Genomic DNA, 25747 nt, shown 5'->3' with positions numbered 1-25747 from the left:
TCTTCTCCCTGATTGACATCAGACGCGCAGCCGGGGGTCGAGCGCGTCGCGCAGCGCATCCCCCAGCACATTGAAGGCCAGCACGACGACGAAGATGCCGATGGCCGGGATGACGGAAATATGCGGCGCGAAGAACAGGAAGGTGCGCCCCTGCGCCGCCATCGCGCCCAGCTCCGCGATCGGCGGCTGCGCGCCGAGGCCGAGAAAGGACAGCGCCGAACCCAGCAGGATCACCTGGCCGAAGCGCAGCGTGGCGAACACCAGGATCGGGCTGGCGCAGTTCGGCATCAGGTGCCGCCAGATCAGCCGCGCATCGCCCATGCCCTGCGCCCGCGCCGCCTCGATGTAGTCCTGCCCCAGCACGACCAGCGCGGTGGACCGCGCGATGCGCGCCATCAGCGGCACCGTCGCCACCGCCAGCGCGATGACCACGGCGGTGACGCCCGGCCCGAAGATCGCCGCGATGGCCAGGCCGAACAGGATGGCGGGGAAGGACAGCATGATGTCCGCCAGCCGCATCAGCAGCCCGTCGACACGGCGGTAATACGCGGCGGCGAAACCCATCGCCACGCCGATCGCGCCACCGATGCCAAGGCTCAGCGCACCCATCGCCAGCGTCACCCGCAGGCCGAACAGCATGCGCGACAGCATGTCCCGCCCCTGCCCGTCCGTGCCCAGCAGGTATTTGTCGTCCGGCGGCTGCATCACCGCCATCAGGTCGGTCTCGAAGGGGTCGTAGGGGGCGAGCCAGGGCGCCAGCAGCGCCGCCAGGATCACCAGCACCACGATGGCAAGTGCCACCGCCGCCGCCGGCTCGCGCAGCAACAGCTTGAGCGTGCCCGGCCGGGCGGGGGCGACGATCTCCGTCACAGTCGTGCTCATGGCTGAGACATCCGATTCAGATCTCCGGTGCTCGCCGCCAATGGCGTCTGCGCCCTGCGATCATCGGAAGCCGTCATGATGCCCGCACCCGCGGGTCCAACACCCCGTAGAGAAGATCCACCGTGAGGTTCACCAGGATGAAGCCCATGGACAGGACGATGATGGTGCCCTGCGCCATCGGGAAGTCGGAGGACAGGATGGCACCCACCGCCAGGCGCCCGACGCCGGGCCAGGAGAACACGGTTTCCGTCACCACCGCGCCGCCCAGCAGGAAGCCAATCTGCAGGCCGATCAGCGTCACCACCGGCACCATGGCGTTGCGCAGCGCATGCCGCGTGACCACAAGGCGTTCCGTCAGCCCCTTGGCGCGGGCGGTGCGCACATGGTCCGCGCCCAGCACGTCCAGCACCGCCGTGCGCGTCATGCGCGCCACGGGGCCCACGAAGACGCCGCCCAGCGTGATGGCCGGCAGGATGATCGCGCGCAGGCCCTGCCAGGTCCACAAGGGCCCCTCGCGCCCGGTGAAGGGCAGCCACTGCCATTGGAAGCCGACGAACCAGATCAGCACGAGGCCGAGGAAGAAAACCGGCACGGAAACGCCCGCGACGCTGAAGGCCATCACCACCCGGTCGATCAGCGCGCCGCGCCAATAGGCACCCACCGTGCCCATGGCGATGCCGAGCGGGATGGACCAGATCAGGCTGGCCAGCATCAGTTCCAGCGTCGGCCCGATGGTGGAGGCGAGTTCGCCGGCGACCGGCACGTTGTTGATGATGGAGACGCCCAGATCGCCCTGCAGCAGCCGCCACAGATACAGCGCGAACTGCACATAGAGCGGCTCATCCAGGCCGAGGTCGGTGCGGATCTGCGCGATGACCTCGGCGCTCGCATTCGGCCCGGCGCGGACGATGGCGGGGTCGGTGGGGACCACCTGCATCAGCAGGAAGCCCACCAGCAGCACGCCGAACATCACCGGCACCGCCAGCAGCAGCCGCTGCACCGCATGCCTCAGCATGATGCAAGCGCCCCGTGCCGGTCGAAGATCACCGCGCCGCCGCGCAGCGTCAGGTCCGCCCGCGTGTCGCGCAGCACCTGCTCCGGCTCACTCGCAAAAATGTCGCGCGACAGCACGGCGATGTCGGCCTGCATGCCCGGCTCCAGCGTGCCGCGGCGATCCTCGGCGAATTGGGTGTAGGCGCCGCACCAGGTCTGGCAGTGCACGGCCTGCTCCGCCGTCAGCGTCTGGTCCGGCCCCAGCACCGTGCCGCGATTGGTCTTGCGCGTCAGCATGGTGAAGAGATTGGCGAAGGGATCGACGGAGGAGACGGGGCAGTCGGAGGACGCCGCCGGATGGTGCCCCTCCTCCAGCCAGGTGCGCATCGGATAGGCTTCCTCGCTGCGCGCGCGGCCGAGGTTGCGGATGTAGAGGTCGCCGAACTCGTACATGAAGGCCGGCTGCGGCACCGGCAGGATGCCGCGCGCCAGCATGCGCTTGCGCTGGTGCGGCGTCAGGAAGCCGCAGTGTTCGATGCGGTGGCGGCGGCCGAGGAAAGGGTGGGCTTCGCTGTCGGCCATCTCCATGCCGACCAGCACCTGCTCGATCGCCGCATCGCCGATGGCGTGGATATCCAGCTGCCAGCCCTGCTCATGGAACAGTTTCAGCAAGGCGTGGATCTTGTCGTCGGGGAAGGTGAAGACGCCGGTGCCGCCGCCCGCGCTCTCCAGATACGGGTCGAAGAAGGCCGCGGTCAGGCCACCGGCGGAGCCATCGGCAAAGACCTTCACCGCGCCCCAGCGCAGCATGTCGTCGCCCTGGCCCGGCCGCAGCCCGGCCTCCCAGGCCTGCAGCGCGATGCCTTCCGGATTGCCGGCGAGCACGTTCCACATGCGCATCGGCGAGCGGCCCGTGGCGACGGCGCTGCGGAAGGCGGCGACCTCCGCCATGCCGGCCGTCATGCCGACATTCATGTCGGTGGCGGAGGCGAAGCCGAGCGAGGCCAGGTGGTTGCCCGCCCGCTCGATCGCCGCCACCAGCGTCGCCTCATCCGGCTCCGGCACCACGTCCCGGATCAGCCGCATGGCGCGTTCCTGGAACAGGCCGGTCAGCGCGCCGCCGCGGCGTTCCACCACGCCGCCCTCGGGGTCCGGCGTGTTGTGGCCGACGCCGGCCGCGCGCATCGCCGCGGAATTCGCCACGCCCATATGGCCGCAGGTGCGGACGATGAAGACGGGATTGTCCGGCGAGACGCGGTCCAGCTCCGCCGCCGTGGGATGCCGGCCGATATCGAGTTCCGCATGGTCGTAGCCGCGGCCGAGCACCCAGGCGCCCTTCGGGGCCTGCTGCGCGGCGCGGCCGATTCGGGCCAGCACCTCGTCCAGGCTGCGCACCGCCTCGGCCCGCAGATTAACCCCCGCCAGCGCCAGCCCATAGGGCAGCAGGTGCATATGCGCCTCGTTGAAGGCGGGGATGGCGACGCGGCCCGCCAGGTCCACGCGCCGCGCCTGTGGCCCGGCCGCCGCCAGCACATCGGCCTCCGCCCCCACCGCGAGCACCAGCCCATCCCGGACCGCCACAGCCTCGGCAAAGCCGCCCGCCAGGCCGCGGAACACGCGCCCGCCGGTGAACACAACTTCCTGGCTCATCAATCCGCCAAACCCCGTTCGCGCGCAACGAATATGGCAGGACTGTCATGCTGCGATCCACGCGCGTCAACCCAGCGATCACGGACGAAGATGGCGCGCGGCGCGTCCTGCGGAGATGAACCGCCCCTTCCCTGGGCAGGATGACGCGACAGCATGCGCCGCCCGCCGGGCGGCCGCACGCCCACGCTCAGGGCGTGGCGAGGCTCCGCTGGAGCCGCGCGATGGCGCCGGGCAGGCCGCGCACCGTCAGCACGCGGCCCTTCTCGTCATACGCCTCGGACAGCACGCGGGCGCTTTCGTAGACCTCGCCGATCAGCCCCTGCTTCGCATAGGGCAGCCGCAGCACATCCTCGACCATCTGCGCCTCGAAGAAGCCGATCAGCGTCTCCCGCAGGGCGCCCACATCCTCCGGCGCATGGGCGGACAGCATGATGGCGTCCGGGTGCTTCTCCCGCAGCGCCGCGCGCCCGGCCGCATCCACCCGGTCCATCTTGTTCAGCACCAGCCGGGCGGGCACCACATCGGCGCCGATCTCGCGCAACACGGAACGGCTGACCTCCAGCTGCGCCTCATAGGTCGGGTCGGAGGCATCCACCACGAACAACAGCAGCGACGCCTCCAGCGCCTCCGCCAGGGTCGAGCGGAAGGAGGCCACCAGGTCATGCGGCAATTGCTTGATGAAGCCGACCGTGTCGGAGACCAGCACGCGGGGCCGCGTCTCCGGCTGCAGGATGCGCACGGTGGTGTCCAGCGTGGCGAACAGCTTGTCCTCCACCAGCACCTGGCTGCCGGTCAGCGCCCGCATCAGGGAGGATTTGCCGGCATTCGTATACCCCACCAGCGCCACCCGCAGCTGGTCCCGCCGGGCGGAGCGGCGGTTGTCGGCGTCCCGCTGAACGGCTTCCAGCTGGTCCTTCAGCTCCGCGATGCGGTCGCGGATCTTGCGGCGGTCGAGGTCCAGCGTCGTCTCGCCTGCGCCCGGCCCCTGCTGGCGCCCGCCGCCGCCGGAGGATTCGCGCAGCCGCGGCGCGACGTATTTCAGCCGCGCCATCTCCACCTGCAGCTTCGCCTCCCGCGTGTTGGCGTGGCGGTGGAAGATCTCGACGATGACGCCGGTGCGGTCCAGCACCTGGGCGCCGGTGGCGCGTTCCAGGTTGCGGATCTGGCTGGGCGAAAGTTCGTGGTCGACGATGACGAATTCGGGCCGCCGCGCCGGCGCCTCCTCCGGCGCCTCCGCCCTGGCGGATTCACCGGCGCCCTCGAAGCGCTGCCTGGCCTTGGCCCGGGGCGGCGGCGCCATGGTGCCGATCTCGCCGGTGCCGCCGGTCAGCGCTGCCAGTTCGGCCAGCTTGCCGCTGCCGAGCAGCGAGCCAGCGCCGGTGCCCTCCCGGCGCTGGGACACCTGGCCCACCACCTCATAGCCCAGCGTCTTCACCAGCCGCCCGAGTTCCTCAAGGCTGGCGGCGTGGGCGATGTCGTCCACCTCGGGCGTCTGGATGCCGACGAGGACGGCGAGCGGGATCGGGGCTTTGGTCTCCATCCCCGGGGCCTAGCACGGATCCCGCGAAAAGCTCAGAGCCGGTCGCGCACCAGCGGGCTGGTGGAGCAGTGGATGCCGCCACCGCCAAGACCGACCTTGTCGTAATCGACCAGGCGGATGGAGATATCGGCGCGGTCCAGCGCCTCCTGCGTCCGCGGGCCGACCTTGTCGCTCATCAGGATGCGGCCGGGCCGGACCGCCAGGCAGTTGATGGTCCAGGACGGGTCCTCGTGGTTCACCGCGATCAGCTTCACGCCCTCGCGCTTCATTGCCTCCATGAAGACGAAGGGCAGCGTGGAGGGGTTCACGATCGCGGTGTCGTGGTCGATCATCACGAAGGCGCCATCGATATGCAGGCGGTAGCCCGGGATCTGCACGCGGATCAGCTTCGTGCCCTGCACCGCCAGCACCTCCTCCAGCTGCCGCGCGCCTTCCTCATTGACGCGGGAGGAGACGCCGACCACGGCGAGGTCCGGCCGGATATAGGCGAAGCTGCCGCCCTCCATCAGCCCGGTGCCGTGGATGGTGCGCAGGATGGGCATGCCGAGCGCCGCCAGCGTCTCCGTCACCGGCGCTTCCTCCCCGCGCCGGATGCGCGGCCCCATGCGGGTGACGATGGCGCCGCCCTGGATGCCGATGCAGCTGTCCCGGGTGTAAATGGATTTGTGCCGGCCCGGCGCGGCGCGCTTCAGGTACACCACCTCCACGCCTTCCTCGCGCAGCGCGGCCGCCAGCGCATCATGCTGGGCCTGCTGCTGTTCCAGCGTGGGGCGCGTATCGCCGCGCCAATAGGCGCCGGTGGCGGGATCGCCAAAGGCGTTGAGTTCCGGGATGTGCGGCAGCCTGTCCACCACGCGCATCTCCTCGCCGGGGCGGTGCATCAGCACCACGCGCAGCGTGCCGATATCCGAATTGCAGCCCCATTCGCGGCCCCAGGTGAAGGCCTGCTCGCCGGCGGTCTCGAAGGCCGGCTCCGGCTCGCTGGCGAAGCGCTCGATCAGCATGTTGTAGCGGTGGTCGAACTCACTCATCGCGCGCGTCATGGCGGAGCCTTCCTCGCTGCCTGGCGGAACATGGTGCCGCGCCATCTTGTCGTGGCGCGGCCGCATGGCGCAAGGCAGCCCCCTCACGCCAGGGCGCGCGACCGCCGCCGGTGCAGCACCGCAAGCCCCGCGAGCATGGCCAGCGCGACCACCGCCGGCAGCGCCATGGCCGGCGGGTCGCCGACGCGCAGATGGCTGGCCACCGCGCCCAGCAGCACCACGCCCAGCACGGCCACCGCCGGCATCAGCAGCCGCGCCTGCAGCAGCGCGAAGCCGGCCGCGAATTCGATGGCGCCGATCGCGTACATGAACCACAGCGGGTAGCCGAAATGCGCGAAGCCGTGCAGTTCGAAGGGATGCGCCGTCAGCTTCATGGCGCCGGCGATGGTGAACAGCACCACCAGCAACCCGCGCAGCACCCAGTCCAGCCCGCGCGACATCGTCCCCGTCATCGCCCCCTCCCTCATGCCAGCTCCGCCACCGTCATCGGCGGTCCCAGCAGGATGGTGCCATAGGAGGCGGCGAGCGGGACCAGCTCCTCCGGCGGCAGTTCGGCGATGCGGCTGAACAGCGCCTCCACCCCGCCGGGGGCGAAGGTGGCGATCATGCGGCTGGGCACCTCGCCCGCATTGATCCAGGCATGCGGCGTGCCGGCCGGAATCAGCACCAGATCGCCCGGGGCGGTGGTGAAGACCTTGTCGCCCAGCCGGAAGGTCGGGGTCCCCTCGATCACGTAGAAGGTCTCCTCCTCCGCATGCAGGTGCAGCGGGGTGGCGCAGCCGGGCTCGGCGAGGCTTTCCATGACGGAAAACCGGCCCTGGACCTGGGCGGCATGCAGGCGGATGGCGATGCGCTCACCAGGGATGGCGGGCAGCCAGGCGGCGGCATCGCGCGCCTGGACCCCGGAAGCGGCTTGGGGTTCGGACATTGATCGGCTCCTCAGGCAATCGAGGGCGCCGCTCTAATCGGCCGGGGCGCCGCCGGATTGCACGCAAGCCGCATGGATGGACGGATCCTGCTGCCTTGCAGGCCCCTCAGGCGGCCTGGCGCTGCAGGCGCCGCCACTGGCCGGGGGTCTCGCCCGCCTCGCGCGCGAAGACGCGGGTGAAGTGGCTCTGGTCGGCGAAGCCGCAGGCCAGGGCGATCTCGGCCAGGGTCAGGTCCGGCCGGGCGAGCAACTGCCGGGCCCGGGCCACCCGGCAGGCCTGCAGGTAGCCATGCGGCGTGGTGCCGGTGGAGGCCTTGAAGGCGCGGGAGAAATGGGCGACCGAAAGGCGGCATTGCCGGGCGATCTCGGCCAGGGAGAGGTCCCGGCCGATGTTCTCCGCCATGAAGTCGCGGGCCAGGCGAAGCTGCCAGGGCGCCAGGCCGCCGGCACGCAGCCGCACCGGCTGCGCCAGGCCGCCATAGCGCTGCACCAGATGGGCACACAGGCCCAGCAGCAGGTGGTCCACCAGCAACTGGCTCACCTCCGCCGGCCGCTGCAGCGCCGCCAGCAGGGCGGGGCGCATCCCATCCACGATCGGGTCGCGGGTGTGCCAGCCCTCGGGGGTGCGCAGGGCCTCCACCCGCGGCAGGTCCGCCTCATCCGCCAGGTCATCCAGGGCGGCGCGGGGGATGTGCAGGTGCAGGCTCTCGAAGGGCCCGACGATGCGGCAGCTCGGCGCGGCGTTCAGGTCGGTCAGGTTGAAAGCGTCGGGCGCGTGGAAGATCTCCGCCAGCCGGCCCGGCCCGTTGCTGAGATGGTGAAGTGGCGGCGGCCCGACATGGAAGATGGCGAGCTGCGCATCCTGCCGGGCGGATTGCAGCACCAGCTCCTCCTCCCCCTCATGCCGCAGGCGGCCGAGGGTGAGGGTGGCGCTGTGGTAGCGGGTGCGGAAGACGGCGGGCTGGCGCCGCGCCTGCTGCACCCAGAGCAGGGATGTGTCTGGCCCGGACATGGCGGCGCAATCTGGCGAAGTCCCGGCGCCCCGGCAACATCTTCGTGCCGCTACTCGGCGCGCCGTCGCCGCAACGCCAGGTCCAGCAGCAGCAGCCCGGTGGTGAACACCACCAGCAGCACGGCGACGGCCGCCATCGCCGGGTCCAGATTCTCGTTGATGCCGTCCCAGATCCGGCGCGGCAGGGTGAAGACATCGCGGGAGGCGATGAACAGCACGATCACCAGCTCGTCCCAGCTGTGGATGAAGGCGAAGATGCCGCCCGACAGGATGCCCGGCATGATGCGCGGCAGGATCACCCAGCGCAGCGTCTGCGACAGGCTGGCCCCCATGCCGCGCGCCGCCTGTTCCAGCCGCGGGTCGAAGGCGGCGAGCGCGGTCGAGACCGTGATGACGACGTAGGGGATGCCGGTGACGCCATGTGCCAGCGCCACGCCCAGGAAGCGGTCCAGCAGATCCAGCCCGGCGAAGTAGCGATAGGCGCCGATGGCATAGACGATGGAGGGGATGATGATCGGCAGCAGCATCAGCGCCCGCAGCAGATCGGTCGATCGCCGTGCCAGGCGCCAGCAGCCGATGGCGCAGAGCGTGCCCGACACCACCGCGAGGCCCGTCGCCGCCAGCGCGATCAGGAAGGATTGCCAGATGGAACCCAGCCACTCCGGGGAGAACAGCACGGTGACGTAGTGCTGCAGGGACAATCCCTGCTTCGGCAGCGACAGGAAGCGCTGGTCGGTCATCGAGACCGGGATGATGATGCTGATCGGCAGCAGCAGGTACAGCGCCACCACCCCGGCGGAGATCCGGGCAAACCACCCGGGCCGATGCGCCATCATGCCCCGCCCCCGCCGAAAATCCGCCGCAGGTCGACGATGCGGGCGAAGATGGCGAGCGTCGCGAGAATGGCGACGACCAGCATCGTCGCCATCATGGTCCCCAGCCCCCAGCGCAGCAGGTCCAGGATCTGCAGCCCGATCCACTCCGCCACCATCAGCGTCTTGCCACCGCCCAGCAGCGCCGGGGTGATGTAGAAGCCGAGCGAGAAGATGAAGACCAGCACGCCGGCCGCCAGCAGCCCCGGCATCGACAGCGGCAGGAAGATCTTCGCGAAGATGGTGATGCGGGATGCGCCCAGACCGCGCGCGGCGGCCAGCAGGCGCGGGTCGATCTCCCGCATGCTGGCCAGCATCGGCAGCACGGCATAGGGCACCATGTAGTGCACCATGCCGACGACGATGCCGAATTCATTCCAGACCAGCGCCAGCGGTTCGGTGATGATTCCGGTGGCGATCAGCGTCTCGTTCACCAGCCCCTGGCGGCGCAGCAGCGTCACCCAGGCGAAGGCGCGCACCAGCACGGAGATCCACAGCGGCACCAGCACCGCCAGGATCCACCAGCGCTGCGCGGCGGCACCGGCCAGCGCGATGCGGTAGGACAGCACATAGCCCAGCAGCAGCGAGATCGCGGTGGTGAGGATGCAGATACGCAGCGTGGTGACGATGACGCGCTGCACGCTCTCGCTGGTGAACAGCCTTTCGTAATTGCCAAGCCCCGGCGCGGGCTCGGTGAAGGAGATCGCCAGCACCTGGGCGATGGGCGCGACATAGAAGGCCGTCATCAGCAGGAAGGCCGGCAGGATCAGCAGCCACCAGCCGGCATCCTGGCGCCTCATGCGGCGCGGTCCTGGTCCAGATCATCGAGCACCGGCACGCTGGCCGCGGCACGCCAGCCCAGCCGCACGGCCAGCCCTTCCCGCGGCGCGATCGGCGCGTTCCAGGTGGGCAGCGTCACGCGCAGCGTGCCGAAATCCGGCGTCTCCACATTCAACGCATAGCCGGCGCCGAGATAGGACCAGCCGGCGATGACGCCCTGTACCGTGTTCTCCGCCGTCTCGCCTTCCGCCAGCAGCGCCATCTTCTCCGGCCGCAAGCTGAGCAGCGCCCGGCTGCCGAGGGCGGGCGGGGCGGCGGCCGCGGTCACCACGCGGGTGGCGCCGGCACCGATGGCGAAGCCGCCCGCGAAGGCCTCCTGCACCGTGCCGGCCAGGAAGTTGGACTTGCCGAGGAAATCCGCGACGAAGCGCGTGCGCGGCGCCTCGTACAGCTCGGCCGGCGCGCCCTGCTGGATCAGCCTGCCGTGATTGAGGATGGCGACGCGGTCGGACAGCGACAGCGCCTCCTCCTGATCATGCGTCACATTGACGAAGGTGCGGCCGATGCGCCGGTGCAGCGCCTTCAGCTCGTCCTGCAATTCGGCGCGCAGCTTCTTGTCGAGCGCCGAGAGCGGCTCGTCCAGCAGCAGCAGGGCGGGCTCGAACACCAGCGCGCGGGCCAGCGCCACGCGCTGCTGCTGGCCGCCGGAAAGCTGGGAGGGGCGGCGTTCGGCGAAGGCCGCCAGCTGCACCAGGTCCAGCGCCGCCCGCACCTTCGCCTCCCGCTCCGCCGCTCCCATCTTGCGGACGCGCAGCGGGAAGGCAACGTTCTCCGCCACCGTCATGTGCGGAAACAGCGCATAGCCCTGGAACACCATGCCGAAATCGCGGCGTTCCGGCGGTAGCGCGGTGATGTCGCGGCCATCGAGCAGGATGGCGCCCTCGCTGGGTTCCACGAAGCCGGCGATGCACATCAGGATGGTGGTCTTGCCGCTGCCGGAGGGACCGAGCAGGGTCAGGAACTCCCCCTGCCCAACCTCCAGCGACACATCGGCGACGGCGGTGAAGCTGCCATAGCGCTTGCTCAAGCCCCGCAGGGCGAGCGCATGTCCCGCGGCGGACATCAGGCGCGGTAATCCGGCTGTTCGCGGTCCAGCTTGCGGCGCAGCGCCTGCCAGGGCAGCCAGCCCTTGGTCGGGCCGGTGCTGAACTGCGCCCGGGTGCGTTCCACGGTGGCGTCGGACGCGATCGCCAGCGGCACGCCGGAGGATTGGGCGGCCAGCTGGATGCGGCAGGATTGTTCCAGATACCACATCCAGTAGAAGGCCTCCGCCACCGTCTGGCCCACCGTCAGCAGGCCGTGGTTGCGCAGGATCATCGCCGGCTTGTCGCCAAGGTCCTGCACCAGGCGCTCCCGCTCCGAGAGGTTGTCATCCGCCGCCACGCCTTCGTAATCGTGGATCGCGACGCGGCCGATGAACTCCATCATCATCTGGTTCAGCGGCAGCAGGCCGCCCTGCTGGGCGGCCACCGCCATGCCGGCCAGGGTGTGCGTGTGCATCACGCAATTCGCGTTGGCGCGGCCGCGATGCACGGCCGAATGGATGACGAAGCCCGCCGGGTTGACCGGCCAGGCGGTCTGCTGCCGTGGCTCCCCATCCGCATCCACAAGCACCAGGGAGGAGGCCGTGATCTCCTCGAACAGCAGGCCATAGGGGTTGACCAGGAACCGATGGCCCTCCCCCGGAACACGCACCGACAGATGCGTGAACACCAGATCGGTCATCCCATGCAGCGCGATCAGCCGGTAGGCGGCGGCCAGGTCCTCGCGCAATTCCTGCTCGGTCGGCACCTGGTCCGGGTCGGGCCGGACAGGCGGCGGGGGCATCGGCCGCAGGGCCGTCTGGAACACTGCCATTCAATAGCCTCGCGCATGGTCGTACAGATTGGCAAGCGGCCGGCCCGCCTCGAAATCCGCGATCGCCTGCGCCACATACTGCGCCCGTTCCCGCCGGCTCGGCAGGCTTGCCAGATGCGGCGTCACCATCACCTTCGGATGCGCCCAGGCGGCGTGGTCCGCGGGCAGCGGCTCCTGCTCGAACACGTCGAGCACGGCACCGCAGAGCTGGCCCGCATCCAGCGCCGCGATGATGTCCTCGATCTTCTGGTGGCTGCCGCGGCCGACATTCACCAGCCCGGCGCCCTTCGGCAGCTTCGCCAGCAGCGGCGCGGCCAGGATACCGCGCGTCTCCGCCGTGGCCGGCAGCAGGCAGACCAGGATCCGGGTCTCCGCCAGGAAGGCGTCGAACTCCGCTTCCCCCGCGAAGCAGGTCACGCCCGGCAGCGCCTTGCGCGTGCGCGACCAGCCGCGCACGGGAAAGCCGAGCCCCTGCAGCATCGCCGCGGCCCGGCTGCCCATGTTGCCGAGACCCATGATGCCCACAGGGGTTTCACCGGCGGTGAATTCCGGCTCGAAGTAGTTCCAGCGCGCCGCCGCCTGGTTGATGGCGATGCGGCGCGCATCCTTCAGCAGCGACAGCGCCGCCCAGCAGACGAATTCGCCCATGCGCTGCGTGGCGCCGGCGGTGGCCATGCGCATCAGCGGCAGGTGCCTCGGCAGTTCCGGGTCGGCGGTGATGAAATCCACCCCGGCACCGGTGCCGAAGATCACCTTGAGGTTGGGCAGGGCGGCGATACGGCCCGGCTCCGGGTCCCAGACCAGCACGAAATCCACCCGCTCCGGCGCCACGGCGGCATCGTCCCACCAGTGCACCGCAAGCCCGGGGGCGAATTCGGCGAAATGCCGCTGCCATTCCGGCATGGCGGCCTCACCGCCGGATTTCACCAGGATCGTCGCCATGAAGCCCCTTGTCGCCCTTCCGCGGAGCGGATCCATCGCCCGCTGCGCGGAGCGTTGCGGCGCGGTTCTGCCGCGCCGCAGCAAAATGGACTCAGCCGGTGACCATGTCGATATAGTCCGCATTGGCCTGGGCATAGTTCTGCCCCCACCAGCGGCCATCCTGCGGCACCTGCACGCGCGCATTGGCAGGCTCGGTCGGGTTGTACTTCTTGAACTCGGCGGGAACCAGCGCGGCCGCGTTAGGGTTGGTCGGGCCGTTGCCGAGGAACTTCAGCAGCTCCACCTGCGGCGCCGCATTGGCCAGCATGGAGGCCAGCAGCTTCTGCGCCAGCGCCCCGCCCGGATTGCCCTTCGGGCTGACGAAGATGCCCGGCTGCAGGATGCCCTGGTTCCAGATGAACTTGAAGCGGCCGTTGCTCTCCGTCTCCAGCACCTTGGCGCGGGTGTGCCACAGCATGCCCATCACCGCCTCACCCGTGCGGATGAACTGTTCGGATTCGGAGCCGCTGGTCCAGAACACCAGGCTGCGGCGGATCTCCCGCACCCGGGCCAGGCAGGCGCGGATGTCGAGCGGGTAGAGGTTCTCCGGGCTCTTGCCGAGCGAAAGCTGCGCCACGTCCAGCGCGCCGGCGGCGTCGCGCCGCAGCAGGCGGGTGCCGGGGAATTTCTGCAGGTCCCAGAAATCCGCCCAGCCGGTCGGCGCGGTGCTGAACTTGCTGCTGTCATAGACCAGCACGTTGCTGAAGGAATAGGGCGCCGCGCCATGCTCCAGCGCGAAGGTCGGGCCGATGACGTTGCGGCGGTCCACCACGCTGTAGTCCACCGCGTTCAGCATGCCGCGCCCGCCGAGCAGGTAGGAGGTGGTGGCGGAGCTGTCGCAGAGGTCCCAGGTGACGCGGCCGGATTCGACCATGGAGCGGATGCGCCCCGCGGAAGGCCCGGTGCTGTCCTGCACCACCGTCACGCCGGGGTTCGCCGCCTCGAAGGGCTTGCCGTAGTTGTTGCCGAAGCCCTGGTTGGCGACGCCGCCCCAGTTCACCATCACCAGCCGCTGCGCCGCGGCGCCGCCCGCCTGGGCCTGCGCCGCATCCGGCAGCGCCGCCGCCGCGCCCAGCGCCGCCAGGCCGGCCATCAGCCCACGCCGGCTGACCTCGCCGCGGCGAAACTTCTCCAGCGCCAGTTCGACGCAGTCCTGCTGGAAGCTTTGCATACGAAATCCCCTTTTTGTTGAAGCCCCCGATGGTCCCCTTGATCCGGAGCGTCTCCGGCGGGAACCTGTCCTTGGTCACCTGACCAGCGGGGCCAAGTGAACAGCGGGACGCGCGCGACGGCAATGACTGATCTTCATCCGCTCTTCGCGCCTGGCTTCAAGGCGCGCCCCTGGTGGTGGGAGGCGGCCGAGCCCACGGCACGCGACAACGGCCTGCCGGACCACACCGCGGTGGCGATCGTGGGCGGCGGCTATGCCGGGCTTTCGGCCGCGCTGACGCTGCGCCGCCTCGGCCACCAGGTCACGGTGCTGGATGCGGAGCGCATCGGCTGGGGCGCATCCTCCCGCAACGGGGGCATGGTCTCCGGCGGGCTGAAGGTGGCCTCCACCGGGCTGGCCGCCACCTATGGCGCGGAAGGCGCGCGCCGCATCACCGAGGCCGCCGCCGCCTCCTTCCCCTTCATCGAGGAGACCATCGCGCGGGAAGGCATCGACTGCGACTATGTGCGGTGCGGTCGCTACCTCGGCGCCTGGTCCAGGGGCCACTACAGGGCGCTGGAAGGCCGCGCCGCCTGGATCGCCGAGGTGACGGGCCTGCCGGCGGAGATGGTGCCGCCGGCGCGGCAGCGCGACTACCTCGGCAGCGACCACTACCATGGCGGCATGGCCGCGGCGGCGACCGGCAGCCTGCATCCGGGCAAATACGCGCGCGGCCTGGCGGCGGCGGCGGAAGCCGCGGGCGCGCATCTGGTCGACGGCGTGCGCGTGGCCGGCGTGAAGCAGGAAGGCAGCCTCTTCCGCCTGGCGACCGACCGGGGCGAGGTCCGCGCCGATGCCGTGCTGGTCGCGACAAACGGCTATTCCAAGGACCCGCGCGGCACGGCGATGCCCTGGCTGGCGCGGCGGCTGATCCCGCTGAACTCCTACATCATCGCGACCGAGGAACTGCCGGCGGAGACGATCGACCGGCTGTTCCCCGGCCGCCGCATGATCAGCGACAGCAAGCGCGTGCTGAACTATTTCCGTCCCTCGCCGGACGGCAAGCGCGTGCTGTGGGGCGGCCGCGCCAGCTTCCGGGCGGCGACGGCGGAGCAATCCGCGCCGACGCTGCATGGCTACATGACCGCGACCTTCCCGGAGTTGGCAAAGACCCGCATCACCCATGCCTGGACCGGGAATGTGGCCTTCACCTTCGACCACCTGCCGCATATCGGCGTGCAGGACGGCCTGCATTTCGCCGCCGGCTGCCAGGGCAGCGGCGTCGCCATGGCCACCTGGCTCGGCCACAATGTCGCGCTGAAGCTGGCCGGCGCGGCGAATGAGCGCTTCGCGCTGGACGGGCTGCACTTCCCCACCAAGCCCACCTACACCGGCACGCCCTGGTTCCTGCCCCTCATCGGCGGCTGGTACCGGCTGCGCGACCACATCGATCGGATTGCCGCATGAGCCCCGATTTCCTGCTGCTGAACGGCCGCATCGCGACGATGGATGCGGCGGGCACGGAATGCACGGCGCTGGCCGCGCTGGGCGGCCGCATCGTGGCGCTGGGCGATGACCGGCTGCGGGACCTCGCCGGACCGGGGACGAGAATCCTCGACGCGGAAGGCCGCCGCGTGCTGCCTGGCATCGTCGACAGCCACGCCCATCCGGATGCCTATGCGATCCGCCTGCGCAGCTGGACGCTGGTCTCGCCCGACCTCGTGGACACGCGCGATGCGCTGCTGTCGCGCATCCGGGCGCGCTGCGAGAAGGCGGCGCCGGGCCAGTGGTGCGCCTTCTACCGGCTGAACGAGCGCGCCTGCGGCGGCTACCCCAGCCTGGCGGAGCTGGATGCCGCCAGCCTCGGCCGGCCGATCTTCATCCTGCGCACGGACGGGCATCTCGGCCTGGCCAATTCCGCCGCCTTCGCGGCCTGCGGCGTCACCCGCCGCACGCCCGACCCGGCCTTCGGCCGCTTCGACCGGCTGGAGGGCGGCGCCCTGACCGGCCTGGTGCGGGAGACGGCGGCGCATGTCTTCCTCAACGCCATCCATGGCCAGGACAGCGAGGCCGACATCGCCGAGGGCATGGAGCAGGTGCAGGACCAGTGCCTGGCCGCCGGCATCACCTCGGTGGCCAATTCGCTGACGCCGACGAAGGCCATCCGCGCCTACCAGAAGATGCGGCGGGAGGGAAAATGGCGGATGCGGATGGGCATCATCGCCTCCGGCCGCGACGAGCCGCTGATCCCGGCGCTGATCGAGGCCGGCATGCAGTCCGGCTTCGGCGATGACTGGCTGCGGCTGATCGGCGTGGAATGGTGCCCGGACTGTTCCACCAGCGGCCGCACCGCCGCCTATTGGGACCGCTACCTCGGCATGCCGGTGCCCGGCGAGCCGGTGCCCAACACCGGCATGCTGCTGTACGAATTCGACGATCTGGCGGCCCGCGCCACCGCCGCGCACCAGGCCGGGCTGCAGGTGATGATCGAGGGCGTCGGCGACCGCGGCATCGACTTCGCGCTGGATGTGATGGAGACGGCGCTGGGCGCGAATCCCGTGGCCGACCACCGCATGCGCGTCGAGCATTGCTGCTACGTCACGCCCCAGATCCTGGCCCGGCTGGCGCGGGGAGGGTTCGTCGACAGCTCCGCCACCGGCTTCATGGACGAGCTGGGCGAGGCCTATGTCGCCAATCGCGGCCAGGAGGCGATGCGCCACATGTGGCCGCACCGCGCGCTGATCGATGCCGGCGTGCCGGCGCCCGGCCATTCGGATTTCGCGGTGTGCCGTGTCTCCCCCTGGACCGCGCTGGCCGCCATGGTCACCCGCCGCACCAGCACCGGCGCGGATCTCGACGCCAGCCAGGCGATCACGCCGCTGGAGGCGCTGCGCGCCTACACCACGCTGGGCGCCTGGGCGCAGCGGGAGGAGCGGGAAAAGGGCTCGCTGGAGATCGGCAAGCTGGCGGATTGCATCGTGCTGGACCGCGACGTGCTGAAGGGCGAGGACATCGCCGGCACGCAGGTGAAGGCCACCGTGGTCGGCGGGGTGCTGCGCCACCAGGCGTGACACAGGGTGCTCCATCGGGCGCTCCATCCGGCGCCCCATCGGGCCGGGTGCCGGATTCGTTCTGGGTTGCCTCCTCTCCCGGACCGTTATTAAGGTGCCTCAACCATAACCGGAGATTGAAATGCGGCGCCCTGCCCTTCTCGTCCTCGGCGCCCTGGCCTGGTCCGCGGCGCCGGCCGCGGCCCAGCCCCGGCCGGTGGATTGCGAGCTCACGGTGCGCGGGCAGACCCATATCCGCGGCACCTGCCAGTTCACGCCGATGCAGGGCGGCAGCTTCCAGATCAGCGGCGGCGACTATTTCGCGCAGGTCACCCTCACCGGGCCCGGCGTCGCGGAGGGCCACTGGAACGCGGATCCCGCCTCCACCCATGCGCAGGCGCCGCTCGGCAGCCTCTCGCGCAGCGGTGCCTGCTGGGTGGGGGCGGCGGTGCGGATCTGCGCGCGCAGCCTGTCGCCGGCGGCACAGCGCGCCGCGCAGGCGGCCCAGCCGGATGGCGAGGCGCTGTTCCCCGAGATTGCGCTGCAGGCCTGCCTGGGCGTGGAGGGTGCGCTGCAGCCGGGGGCCGAACTGGTCCTGCATAATTGCCGCGTGCCGACCGACCTGATCTTCGCCCGCCGCGCGGATGGCGGGCTCGGCATCTCCAGGCGGCCCGATCTGTGCCTGGGGCTGGAGGGGCCGGGCATGTCGAAGGCGCCGCGGCTGGTCCTCGAGCCCTGCCAGCCGGCCTCCACGCGCTGGGCGACTCAGGCCAACGGCATCGCGGCGGCGCCGGTGCGCTCCGACACCGGGATGTGCCTCACCATCCCGCAGCTCGAGGTCGCCGAGGCGCGCTTTCCCTTCGCCGTGGAGGCGGCGCCCTGCGCCGCGGCGGGCGACCGCGCCGTCCGCTTCATCCTGAGCAGAGGCTAGAGACCGATGCTGTTCCGCATGATTCCGCCCCGCCGTCTGGTGCTGGCCGCGCTGCTGACCCTGGCCGGCGCGCTGCCGGCCGGCGCAGCGCAGGAACCCTATGGCGGGACGGTGTGGGGCTGGCGCTTCACCCAGGACATCGAACGCGGCCGGGTGATCTGCCGTGCCATTTCCTCGGCGCCCTCCACCCCGGGCTTCATCATCCAGCGCCTGGGGAACGGCAATTTCTTCCTCTCGCTGCTGGCGAACGGCGTTCCACGGGGAAACTACGAGGAAGGCCATCTCGGCTCCGGCGACTTCGCCACGATGGTCAATATCAGGTCCGATGGCAGCCGCATCTACATCCCCGCGGATGACCATGACATGGCACAGATCGGCAGGACCGGCCGGTTCGAATGGGGCGCGGGCCCGGTGCGGGGCCGGACCATCCGGGGCCAGGTCAACGGCATGGGCTTCAACGACGTTGTCCGGCGCCTCCGCGAATGCACGCGCGCCAATGGAGGGCGCTGAGATGCCGCGGCACGCCTTGTCCCGCATCGCCCTCGGCCTCGCGCTGCTGCTGGCCGGGCCCGCCGGCGCACAGGCGGCCGCGCCCGGGCGCCATGCGGCCGCGCCACAGGCGGCCGAGGCGCCGCTGCTGGTGCAGGGCCCGACTATCGACCTGAACCTGCGATGGGCCGGAAGCTGGCTCTGGACGCGGAACGGCCGGTCCGACAACGTCTCGACCTTCGAGATCCTGCGGGACAATACGGCAAGCTATTGCTACGACCGGCGCTGTTCGCGGGTCACTTACAGCAATGCAAACGGGACCCTCACCTTCAGCAACAACGGCACCGACCATTTCGAGCTGCAGGCCGCCGAGGGGGGCAATGTCCTGGTGGGGCGCTATTGGGGCCGGCGGGCGGATCGCCAGGCGGCGCCCAATGCGATCATCCGCATGGTGAAGCCGCCCAGGTGAAGCATTTTCAAGCCTTGCGGTTTCGCAGGGCGGCTCGGAACATGCGTCAATAAGCCAGAGCAGTTTCAAGCCTTGCGGCTTCGCAAGGCGACCCGGAACATGCGTCGAAACAATAAGCTGGAGCCGTTTCACCGTCCTCGCTGTCGGTGAAATGGCTCCAGCCGGTCGCATCACGGCACCAGGACCTCGTAGCTGGTGCCGGTGAATTCCTGGCCGCCATAGCTGAAGTTGCATCCGCCGAAGCCGGGCCGGATCTTGCCGAGCTGCAGGCTGCCCCGGAAGCCGATCCGGCAGGCGAACAGCGCGCTGCCATCCGCCTCCTGCCCCGATCGCAGGGCCTGGGGCGGAATCTGGCCATTGGCCGCCGGCGCCCAGGCATCCCGGCCGACCAGCACGCTGTAGGAATGGGCGGTGATCTCGCGCCCGCCATAGCCGAAATCGCAGCCGTGGAAGCCGGGCCGGATCTTGCCGGGATGCCGCCCGCCATTGTGGTCGGCCAGGCAGAGAAACAGCGGCTGGCCATTGGTGTCCCGCCCGGCGGCGGGCGCATCCTGGGGGATGCTGCCCCCCGATTGCGGCACCCAATCCACGCCCGCCGCCACCGGCGCCGGCGCCGCCGCGGATGCGGCCTGACGGGCGCAGCCTTCCAGCAGGTCGAAGGCGCCGGCAGTGCCCCGCAGGGCGTATTGCGGGCCGGTCGGACCGAAATTCAGGTTGAGCCGCCGGGCCGTCCGCAGCGCCCGGACCAGTTCGGGGCGGATCAGGGCGCTGGCGGCGTCCGAATGCCGCTCGAAGCGCGCCTGGAAGGCGCGGCCATCGATCAGCAGGGTGGTGGTGACGTCGCCGGCCAGGGGGAAGTCGCTGACCATCGACCACTGGTCCCCATCCAGGTCGATGCGGACCATGCTGCCGGAGCCCGGCTGGGTGTTCGGGCCGGTCAGCCAAGCCGCGCAGGAGACGCCCAGGCTCTCGACCCGCCAGGACCCGGATTCGCCGACGACTTGCTGCGCCGGCGCGGCCGGCGCGACCAGCAACAGGGACGCCATGGCGGCCAGCGCGGCGTGAACGGTGTGCCTCATCTTGCGTCTTACCTCCACCTCGGGGCCAGCCGGCGCCACGCCAGCTTCGTGGCGGGGTTCTGGCCGGCGAAGATGGCATCGTTGCGGCGACGCAGCGGGCCGGTGCCCTCCTCGCCGCGCGGGCTTGGCCTGGGGCGGTGGCCTCGGCACCATCGCGCCAGCCGGCCGAGAGGGCCGGCGCCGGAGGAGACCCCCTGTCCCATGATCCGCCCCGCACCCTGGCCCTCCGCGTGACCAGCGAGCCGCCGGGGCCGTCGGCCACCCGAAGCGGCCGCGGGCGATGAGCGGCCGCCGGCCCCCGCCGCCGCGCGTCGCCAGATCCTTCCAGGAACGGCTGGGCGCGCTGCGGAACCTGGCGCCCTTCCTCGCCATGGTCTGGCGCACCAGCCCCTGGCTGACCACCGCATCCCTGCTGCTGCGGCTGTGCCGGGCGCTGCTGCCGGTGGTGGCGCTGTTCATCGGCAAGCTGATCATCGACGATGTGGTGGCGCTGCTCGGCGAACAGCCGCGCCCGGCGAGCCCCTGGGTGTGGTGGGAATCGGGGCGGCTGGATTGGCTCGCCACGCTGGTCGCGGCGGAATTCGGTCTGGCGGTGCTGGGTGACCTGCTCGGCCGTCTGGTTTCCCTGGTGGATGCGCTGCTGGGGGAAAGGGTGGCGAATGACGCCTCCATCCGGCTGATGCGCCATGCGGCGACGCTGGACCTCGAGAGCTTCGAGGATGCCGCCTTCCAGGACCAGTTGGACCGCGCCCGGCGCCAGACCAGCGGCCGGATGGGGCTGATGGGGCAGATCTTCAACCAGGTGCAGGACCTGGTGACGGTGGCCAGCTTCGCCGCCGGCCTGTTCTTCTACGCCCCCTGGCTGATCCTGCTGCTGCTGGTGGCCCTCGGCCCGGCCTTCCTGGGCGAAGCGCATTTCAACGCCCAGGGCTATGCGCTGGACTACATGCGCGCGCCGGAGCGGCGGGAACTGGACTATGTCCGCGCCACCGCCGCCAGCGCCGAGACGGCGAAGGAGGTGAAGGTCTTCGGCCTGAACGACTTCCTGATCGACCGCTATGCGGAAGTCTCCGCCGCCTTCTACGCCGGCAACCGGCGCCTGGCGCGAGAGCGCGCCCTCTGGGGCGGCGCGCTGACCGCGATCGGCACCGTTGGCTACTACCTGGCCTTCGCCTTCATTGTCTGGCGCACGCTGGAGGGCGCCTTCAGCGTCGGCGACCTGACCTTCCTCGCCGGGTCCTTCCGCCGGCTGCGGCAATTGCTGGAGGGGCTGCTGACCGGCTTCTCCACCACCGCCAGCCAGGCGCTGTACCTGGATGACCTGTTCCGCTTCTTCGAAGTGAAGGCGGAGATCCTCTCCCCACCCGATCCCCTGCCCTTCCCGTCCCCGATCCGCCAGGGCTTCGTCTTCGAGGATGTCGGCTTCCGCTACCCCGGCGCCGAGCGCTGGGCCGTGCGCCACCTGTCCTTCACCCTCCAGGCCGGCGAGGTGGTCGCCCTCGTCGGCGAGAACGGCGCCGGCAAGACCACCTTGGTGAAGCTGCTGACGCGGCTCTACGACCCGGTGGAGGGCCGCATCCTGCTGGATGGCCGCGACCTGCGCGCCTACGACCTGGACGCGCTGCGCGCCGGCATCGGCGTGATCTTCCAGGATTTCGTCCGCTACAACCTGACGGCGGCGGACAACATCGCCGTCGGCCGCATCGCGGCGCGGGAGGATACGGCGCGGATCGAGCGCGCGGCCCGGCGCAGCCAGGCGGATGCCGTGATCGCCCGCCTGCCCGCGGGCCTCGCCCAGATGATCGGCAAGCGCTTCAAGAACGGCGTCGAGCTATCCGGCGGCGAATGGCAGAAGATGGCGATCGCGCGGGCCTATATGCGCGAGGCCCAGGTGCTGATCCTGGACGAGCCGACCGCCGCCCTGGATGCCCGCGCCGAATACGAGGTCTTCGCCCGGTTCAAGGACCTCAGCGAGCGGCGGACGGCGGTGCTGATCTCGCACCGCTTCTCCTCCGTCCGCATGGCCGACCGCATCCTGGTGCTGGCGGATGGCAAGGTGGAGGCGGAGGGCACGCATGCGGCCCTGCTGGCGGCCGGCGGCCGCTATGCGGAGCTGTTCGAACTGCAGGCCGCCGGCTACCGCTGAGAGACCGATTGAGCATGCCGGCGGCTGAGGGTCGGCAAGCGATTATTCGGCCCTGCAAGGCGCCGGGCGCAGCCGAGGCTGGTGGCATCGGCAGGGTTGGCAACGCAGCAGGGATGGAAAAGCGCCGCCGAACCGACCTGCCGGTGTTGGCAAACGGTCTCCGAGGCGCGGCGGCTGCCCCGACCGTCACGCCTGGGTGGCGGCGATGCGGCCGCGGCCGGACGGCGGCCTCCACCCTTGCGGCAGCGCCACTCCGGCGCGCCCTGCATCGCCCAGCAACAGGTTTTCCATCGCCGCCGCCGCGACGGGGCGGCTGAAGTAGTAGCCCTGCAACTCGTGGCAGCCATGGCGCTGCGCCCATTCGGCCATGGCCGGCGTCTCGATCCCCTCCGCGACGATGCTCACCTGCATGAAGCTGCACATGGCGATCACCAGCCGGACGATCTCCTCGTTGCGCGGCAGGCCCTGGATCAGGCTGCGGTCGATCTTGATGCAATCCACCGCCATCTCGTTCAGCCGGGCCAGGTTGGAATAGCCGGTGCCGAAATCATCGATGGCGATGCGGATGCCCAGAAGCCGGACCTTCTCCAGGTTGCGCGCCACCACGAGGTTTTCCTCGAGCAGCAGGGTCTCCGTCAGCTCCAGTTCCAGCCGCGCGGGCGCGCAGCCGCAGGTCTCGAGGATCCGCTGCACCGTCGCCGCGAAATCCGGCTCGCAGAGCTGCCGGAGCGAGACGTTGACCGAGACGGAGACATCGATGCCGCGACGCTCCCAGGCGCAGCGCTGGCGCACCGCCTGTTCCAGGATGGTCAGGCCGACCTGGTTGATCAGCCCGCATTTCTCCGAGATGGGAATGAAATCGGCGGGCATGATCACGCCGCGCTCGGGATGGATCCAGCGCGCCAGGGCCTCCACCGCCACGATCCGCTGCGCGCCGGGCGCGAAGCGCGGCTGGAAGTAGGGCAGGATGTGCCCGGCGCGCAGCGCCTCGCGCAGATCCGCCAGCAGTTCCAGCTCCTCCTCCCGCCGGTTGCGCATGGTCTCGTCGAAGACGCGGTACTGGTTGCGCCCGCCGGCCTTCGCCTCGTACATCGCGAGGTCGGCACGCTGCATCAGCAGTTCGGCGTTGGTGCCGTGCTGCGGGAAGCAGGCGATGCCGACGCTCGGCGTCACCATCAGCTTGCGGCGCTCGCCGTGCACCGGCAGTGCCAGGCGCTCCAGCAGGCGCTGCGCCAGCCTTTCCACGCGCTCCGGCGCCTCCGGCCCTGCCGTCGCCAGGAACAGGAATTCATCGCCGCCGAGGCGGATCACGGCATCGTCTTCCTCCCGCAGCTCAGAAAGCCGCCGCGCCACCTCCATCAGCACGCCGTCGCCATGCAGGTGGCCGAGCGTGTCGTTCACCGCCTTGAACTGGTCGAGGTCGATGAACAGCACGCCGATCTGCGCCCCGCGCTGCTCCGCCTTGCGCACCAGGGAGGCGAAGCGCGCCGGCATGGCCAGGCGGTTCGGCAGGCCGGTCAGCGGGTCGTGATGCGCCCGGCTCTGCGCCAGCGCCTCCGCCTCCTTGAGCTCCGTCACATCGGTCTCGCTGACCAGGATGGACGGGCGGCCGGAGACCGGGTCGTGGCAGGCGCGCGCCGTCAGCTCATGCCAGCGCCGGCCGGCGGCGCAGACCACCTCGGCAATCAGCCCGGCCTCGGCCTCGCTGTGGATCTGCTGCATCATCCGCTCATGGTCGCGCCGGTGCACGAAGCGCGCGGGCAGGTCCTGCTGCGGACCGTCGAAGCTGGCCCGCGCCGCCGGGTTGCAGTACAGCGTGCGCCCGTTCAGATCGTGCAGCGAAATCATCAGCTTGGTGTGCAGCAGCGCATCGGCGCTGCGCAGCGCCTCCGGCTGCAGGCTGGCCTCGTCGCGGGCCTCGCACAGCATCGCCATGCGGCCATCCTCCAGCAGCACGCCGCTGATCCGCACCTCCAGCGGCCGCGGCACGCCGCGTGGATAGAGGGTCCAGATCTCGGTGAAGGCGGCGTCGTGGCTGATGAAGTCGCCCTGGTACTGGCGCAGCCGGCGGGCGACCGCGGGCGACATGTCCGTCTTCAGGTCGCGGGACTGCAATTCCGCCAGGGAATCGGCGCTCCACGCCTCCAGCGCAGCGGCATTGGCGCAGGTCACGCGGCCCTGGTCGATGTCGAAGATCCAGACGGCGGCGGTCAGCCGGTCCAGGATCCCACCCTGCTCCCGCCACTGGCGCGGCAGGGCGGGGCGGGGCGGTCCAGCGGTGCCGTCGGCCGTTTGCATCAGCCCGGATCCCGCCCTTCGGGGCCGGGCGCAACAACACCCGCGTTTTGCGGCCATGGCAGCGCCGCCTTGCCCGGTGTCTCGCGCCCAGGTCGGGCCCCCTTCGGGAAGGGCCCGAGCCGATCATTGGCGCCGCAGGTCAAATACAAATACACGCGCCTGTGCCGTTGCTGCGTCAGATTGTCCTTATATGATGAATCTTGCAGCTTCGTTGCCAGCGATTTCCGCAACCCTGGGTGGATATCGGCGGGATCCGGGATGCCCGGGGGGCGCGGAGTCCGCCCGCTACGCGCCGCGCCGGGTCAGCGCCAGCCGCTGCGGCGCCTCCGCCACGCGGTGCAGCGCGAAGCGGGCCAGTACGGCATCGGGCCAGGCCGCCACGCGGCGGGTGGCGAGGTCGACGCAGAGATACAGCACCTCGTTCTCGGCCGAGAGGAAGCCCTCCTCGGCGTGATACAGCCGGTGGCGCAGCAGCAGGCGCTTGGCGTCGAAGGCCAGCAGGGCGGAATCCGCCTCCAGCGGCGCGTCCAGAACCACCTCCCGGCGGTAGGCCTGCCAGGATTCGACGGCGAAGGTGCCAAGCCCCTGCGCCCGCAGCGCCGGCCCCAGCCCCCAATCCGGCCAGACGGCATCGGTCGCCAGGTCGAAGACCACCAGATAGTAGGCCAAATTCATGTGGCCGTAGTGGTCCACCCATTCCGGGCGAACGCGACCCAGCTCCGAACGCATTGAATTATCGTGCGTTTTTTGTGTCACGTCAACGTTTACCACCACACGCATCCCCACACAGGCGCCCCCACTGACATCGGCCGGTCGCTCCAGGAGAGCGCACGCGCCCCGGTCAAGCAATGCTGCAGATGTCAGTTCAGGACAGCCCTCGGCGTGCAGCGTCATCTTGGGCTGGGTAGCGCCGGTAGCGGCTGCGGTGTCGATCACACACAACATCTTGTATGCCATAGGGCGTCGTTCCATATAGGTTCCGCGCCAATGGCGTTCGCGATCCTTGAGGTGTTGATGCCCGACGGCACGCAGCTGACATTCGGTCCCTACCCTGAACCTCCCGACGAAACCGAGCGAACGCGATTGCGCGAGGAGATTGCGCGAACGAACCAGCCAGAGGCACTGCTGACTCGAGACGGCCGGCCAGCTGTTCGCCTCGACAAGCCGCCAGTTCACTGGCGCTTTGAGCGTGTGACGCGGTTCACGTTGAAGCAGTCGGCGCGTCCGTCTCATGATCGCGCGCCATGTGCGTTCTGTAGCAGCAACCATCCGAAGTACCTCACTGGAAGCCTCCTGTGGTGCGAGGACGCGTTCCTGCGGCCCATCGGGCATATGTGCGCCGACGACTTCTTCGCCGGCAAGCAGGGAGGCTGGGCAGCTATCGAGAGGGAGGCCAACCTTCGCGATAGCGCAGCTGAGGCTTGCAGCAAGCTCTTATACGCCCGGCGTCCTGCAGTGACTCATGAGTGTTCCCACGGTCACGGCGAGTGTGATTCGCTGTCCTTCGTGCTTGGCGAGGGGGCGGCAATGGTGGCGG

General features: G+C 70.2%; 24 protein-coding genes. 7 read left to right on the top strand and 17 right to left on the bottom strand.

The genetic code is table 11. The annotated features are described in order from the left end of the window. Positions 1-18: 18 nt before the first annotated feature. The 14 genes from HEQ75_RS10525 to HEQ75_RS10460 form a co-directional block, all read right to left on the bottom strand. On the bottom strand, positions 19-882 hold the full coding sequence (locus tag HEQ75_RS10525; RefSeq protein ID WP_168030103.1) for an ABC transporter permease: 864 nt from the start codon (positions 880-882) through the stop codon (positions 19-21). Between the two features lie 73 nt (positions 883-955). Further along, positions 956-1897, bottom strand: a complete 942-nt coding sequence (locus tag HEQ75_RS10520; protein ID WP_168030101.1) for an ABC transporter permease — start codon at positions 1895-1897, stop codon at positions 956-958. Next, complete coding sequence (locus tag HEQ75_RS10515) at positions 1891-3525, bottom strand: amidohydrolase (protein ID WP_168030099.1); 1635 nt, start codon at positions 3523-3525, stop codon at positions 1891-1893. The genes HEQ75_RS10520 and HEQ75_RS10515 overlap by 7 nt, the downstream gene beginning before the upstream one ends. 187 nt (positions 3526-3712) lie before the next feature. Further along, a complete protein-coding gene (hflX, locus tag HEQ75_RS10510; protein ID WP_168030097.1) occupies positions 3713-5065 on the bottom strand; it encodes a GTPase HflX in 1353 nt (450 codons plus the stop codon). A gap of 32 nt (positions 5066-5097) precedes the next feature. Then, a complete protein-coding gene (locus tag HEQ75_RS10505) occupies positions 5098-6096 on the bottom strand; it encodes a dimethylarginine dimethylaminohydrolase family protein (RefSeq protein WP_235961489.1) in 999 nt (332 codons plus the stop codon). Positions 6097-6191: 95 nt separating this feature from the next. Further along, complete coding sequence (locus HEQ75_RS10500) at positions 6192-6560, bottom strand: DoxX family protein (protein ID WP_168030093.1); 369 nt, start codon at positions 6558-6560, stop codon at positions 6192-6194. Positions 6561-6571: 11 nt separating this feature from the next. Beyond that, positions 6572-7036, bottom strand: a complete 465-nt coding sequence (locus HEQ75_RS10495; RefSeq protein ID WP_168030091.1) for a cupin domain-containing protein — start codon at positions 7034-7036, stop codon at positions 6572-6574. 106 nt (positions 7037-7142) lie between these two features. Beyond that, entirely contained in the window at positions 7143-8048 is a 906-nt protein-coding gene (locus tag HEQ75_RS10490; RefSeq protein WP_168030089.1) for an AraC family transcriptional regulator, read from the bottom strand. 50 nt (positions 8049-8098) lie between these two features. Then, positions 8099-8881, bottom strand: a complete 783-nt coding sequence (locus tag HEQ75_RS10485) for an ABC transporter permease (RefSeq protein ID WP_235961488.1) — start codon at positions 8879-8881, stop codon at positions 8099-8101. Further along, positions 8881-9720 (bottom strand): ABC transporter permease, encoded by an 840-nt coding sequence (locus HEQ75_RS10480; RefSeq protein WP_168030085.1) that lies wholly within the window; start codon positions 9718-9720, stop codon positions 8881-8883. Before HEQ75_RS10480 ends, HEQ75_RS10485 begins: the two co-directional genes overlap by 1 nt. Continuing rightward, positions 9717-10823 (bottom strand): ABC transporter ATP-binding protein, encoded by a 1107-nt coding sequence (locus tag HEQ75_RS10475; RefSeq protein ID WP_168030083.1) that lies wholly within the window; start codon positions 10821-10823, stop codon positions 9717-9719. The genes HEQ75_RS10480 and HEQ75_RS10475 overlap by 4 nt, the downstream gene beginning before the upstream one ends. Then, positions 10823-11587: a class II aldolase/adducin family protein gene (locus HEQ75_RS10470; RefSeq protein ID WP_168030081.1), complete on the bottom strand. Its 765-nt coding sequence runs from the start codon at positions 11585-11587 to the stop codon at positions 10823-10825. Before HEQ75_RS10470 ends, HEQ75_RS10475 begins: the two co-directional genes overlap by 1 nt. Positions 11588-11617: 30 nt before the next feature. Continuing rightward, complete coding sequence (locus tag HEQ75_RS10465; protein WP_168030079.1) at positions 11618-12559, bottom strand: 2-hydroxyacid dehydrogenase; 942 nt, start codon at positions 12557-12559, stop codon at positions 11618-11620. A 91-nt stretch (positions 12560-12650) separates the two neighbouring features. Further along, positions 12651-13769: an extracellular solute-binding protein gene (locus HEQ75_RS10460; protein ID WP_168030077.1), complete on the bottom strand. Its 1119-nt coding sequence runs from the start codon at positions 13767-13769 to the stop codon at positions 12651-12653. Between the two features lie 123 nt (positions 13770-13892). Here HEQ75_RS10460 and HEQ75_RS10455 point away from each other — a divergent pair, with 123 nt between their 5' ends. From HEQ75_RS10455 to HEQ75_RS10435, 5 genes are all read left to right on the top strand, one after another. After that, positions 13893-15215: an NAD(P)/FAD-dependent oxidoreductase gene (locus HEQ75_RS10455; RefSeq protein ID WP_168030076.1), complete on the top strand. Its 1323-nt coding sequence runs from the start codon at positions 13893-13895 to the stop codon at positions 15213-15215. Then, positions 15212-16819 (top strand): amidohydrolase, encoded by a 1608-nt coding sequence (locus HEQ75_RS10450; RefSeq protein ID WP_168030074.1) that lies wholly within the window; start codon positions 15212-15214, stop codon positions 16817-16819. Before HEQ75_RS10455 ends, HEQ75_RS10450 begins: the two co-directional genes overlap by 4 nt. Positions 16820-16940: 121 nt before the next feature. Continuing rightward, on the top strand, positions 16941-17729 hold the full coding sequence (locus tag HEQ75_RS10445; RefSeq protein WP_168030072.1) for a hypothetical protein: 789 nt from the start codon (positions 16941-16943) through the stop codon (positions 17727-17729). A gap of 6 nt (positions 17730-17735) precedes the next feature. After that, a complete protein-coding gene (locus HEQ75_RS10440) occupies positions 17736-18239 on the top strand; it encodes a hypothetical protein (protein ID WP_168030070.1) in 504 nt (167 codons plus the stop codon). Position 18240: 1 nt separating this feature from the next. Then, positions 18241-18687, top strand: coding sequence for a hypothetical protein (locus HEQ75_RS10435; protein WP_168030068.1), 447 nt, complete (start codon positions 18241-18243; stop codon positions 18685-18687). A 170-nt stretch (positions 18688-18857) separates the two neighbouring features. Here the strand turns inward: HEQ75_RS10435 and HEQ75_RS10430 are convergent, their stop codons facing one another. After that, complete coding sequence (locus HEQ75_RS10430) at positions 18858-19766, bottom strand: DUF3421 domain-containing protein (RefSeq protein WP_168030066.1); 909 nt, start codon at positions 19764-19766, stop codon at positions 18858-18860. A gap of 280 nt (positions 19767-20046) precedes the next feature. On the opposite strand from HEQ75_RS10430, the gene HEQ75_RS10425 reads away from it, so the two are divergent. Beyond that, positions 20047-21912 carry an ABC transporter ATP-binding protein gene (locus HEQ75_RS10425; protein WP_168030064.1) on the top strand — a complete coding sequence of 622 codons (1866 nt, stop codon included), beginning with the start codon at positions 20047-20049 and terminating at the stop codon, positions 21910-21912. Between the two features lie 186 nt (positions 21913-22098). Here the strand turns inward: HEQ75_RS10425 and HEQ75_RS10420 are convergent, their stop codons facing one another. Then, positions 22099-24210, bottom strand: coding sequence for a putative bifunctional diguanylate cyclase/phosphodiesterase (locus HEQ75_RS10420; RefSeq protein ID WP_168030062.1), 2112 nt, complete (start codon positions 24208-24210; stop codon positions 22099-22101). Between the two features lie 285 nt (positions 24211-24495). Then, the gene (locus tag HEQ75_RS10415; RefSeq protein WP_268887744.1) at positions 24496-24939 is read right to left on the bottom strand and encodes an acyl-CoA thioesterase; all 444 of its coding nucleotides are present in this window, start codon (positions 24937-24939) and stop codon (positions 24496-24498) included. Positions 24940-25197: 258 nt separating this feature from the next. Between HEQ75_RS10415 and HEQ75_RS27830 the strand changes: the two genes are divergently transcribed. Beyond that, the coding region (locus HEQ75_RS27830; RefSeq protein ID WP_209318480.1) for a hypothetical protein at positions 25198-25747 on the top strand (550 nt) is incomplete at its 3' end.

This window comes from Falsiroseomonas selenitidurans (assembly GCF_012103215.1).
Classification (GTDB): domain Bacteria; phylum Pseudomonadota; class Alphaproteobacteria; order Acetobacterales; family Acetobacteraceae; genus Falsiroseomonas; species Falsiroseomonas selenitidurans.
This window is presented reverse-complemented; position numbering and strand designations above follow the sequence as displayed.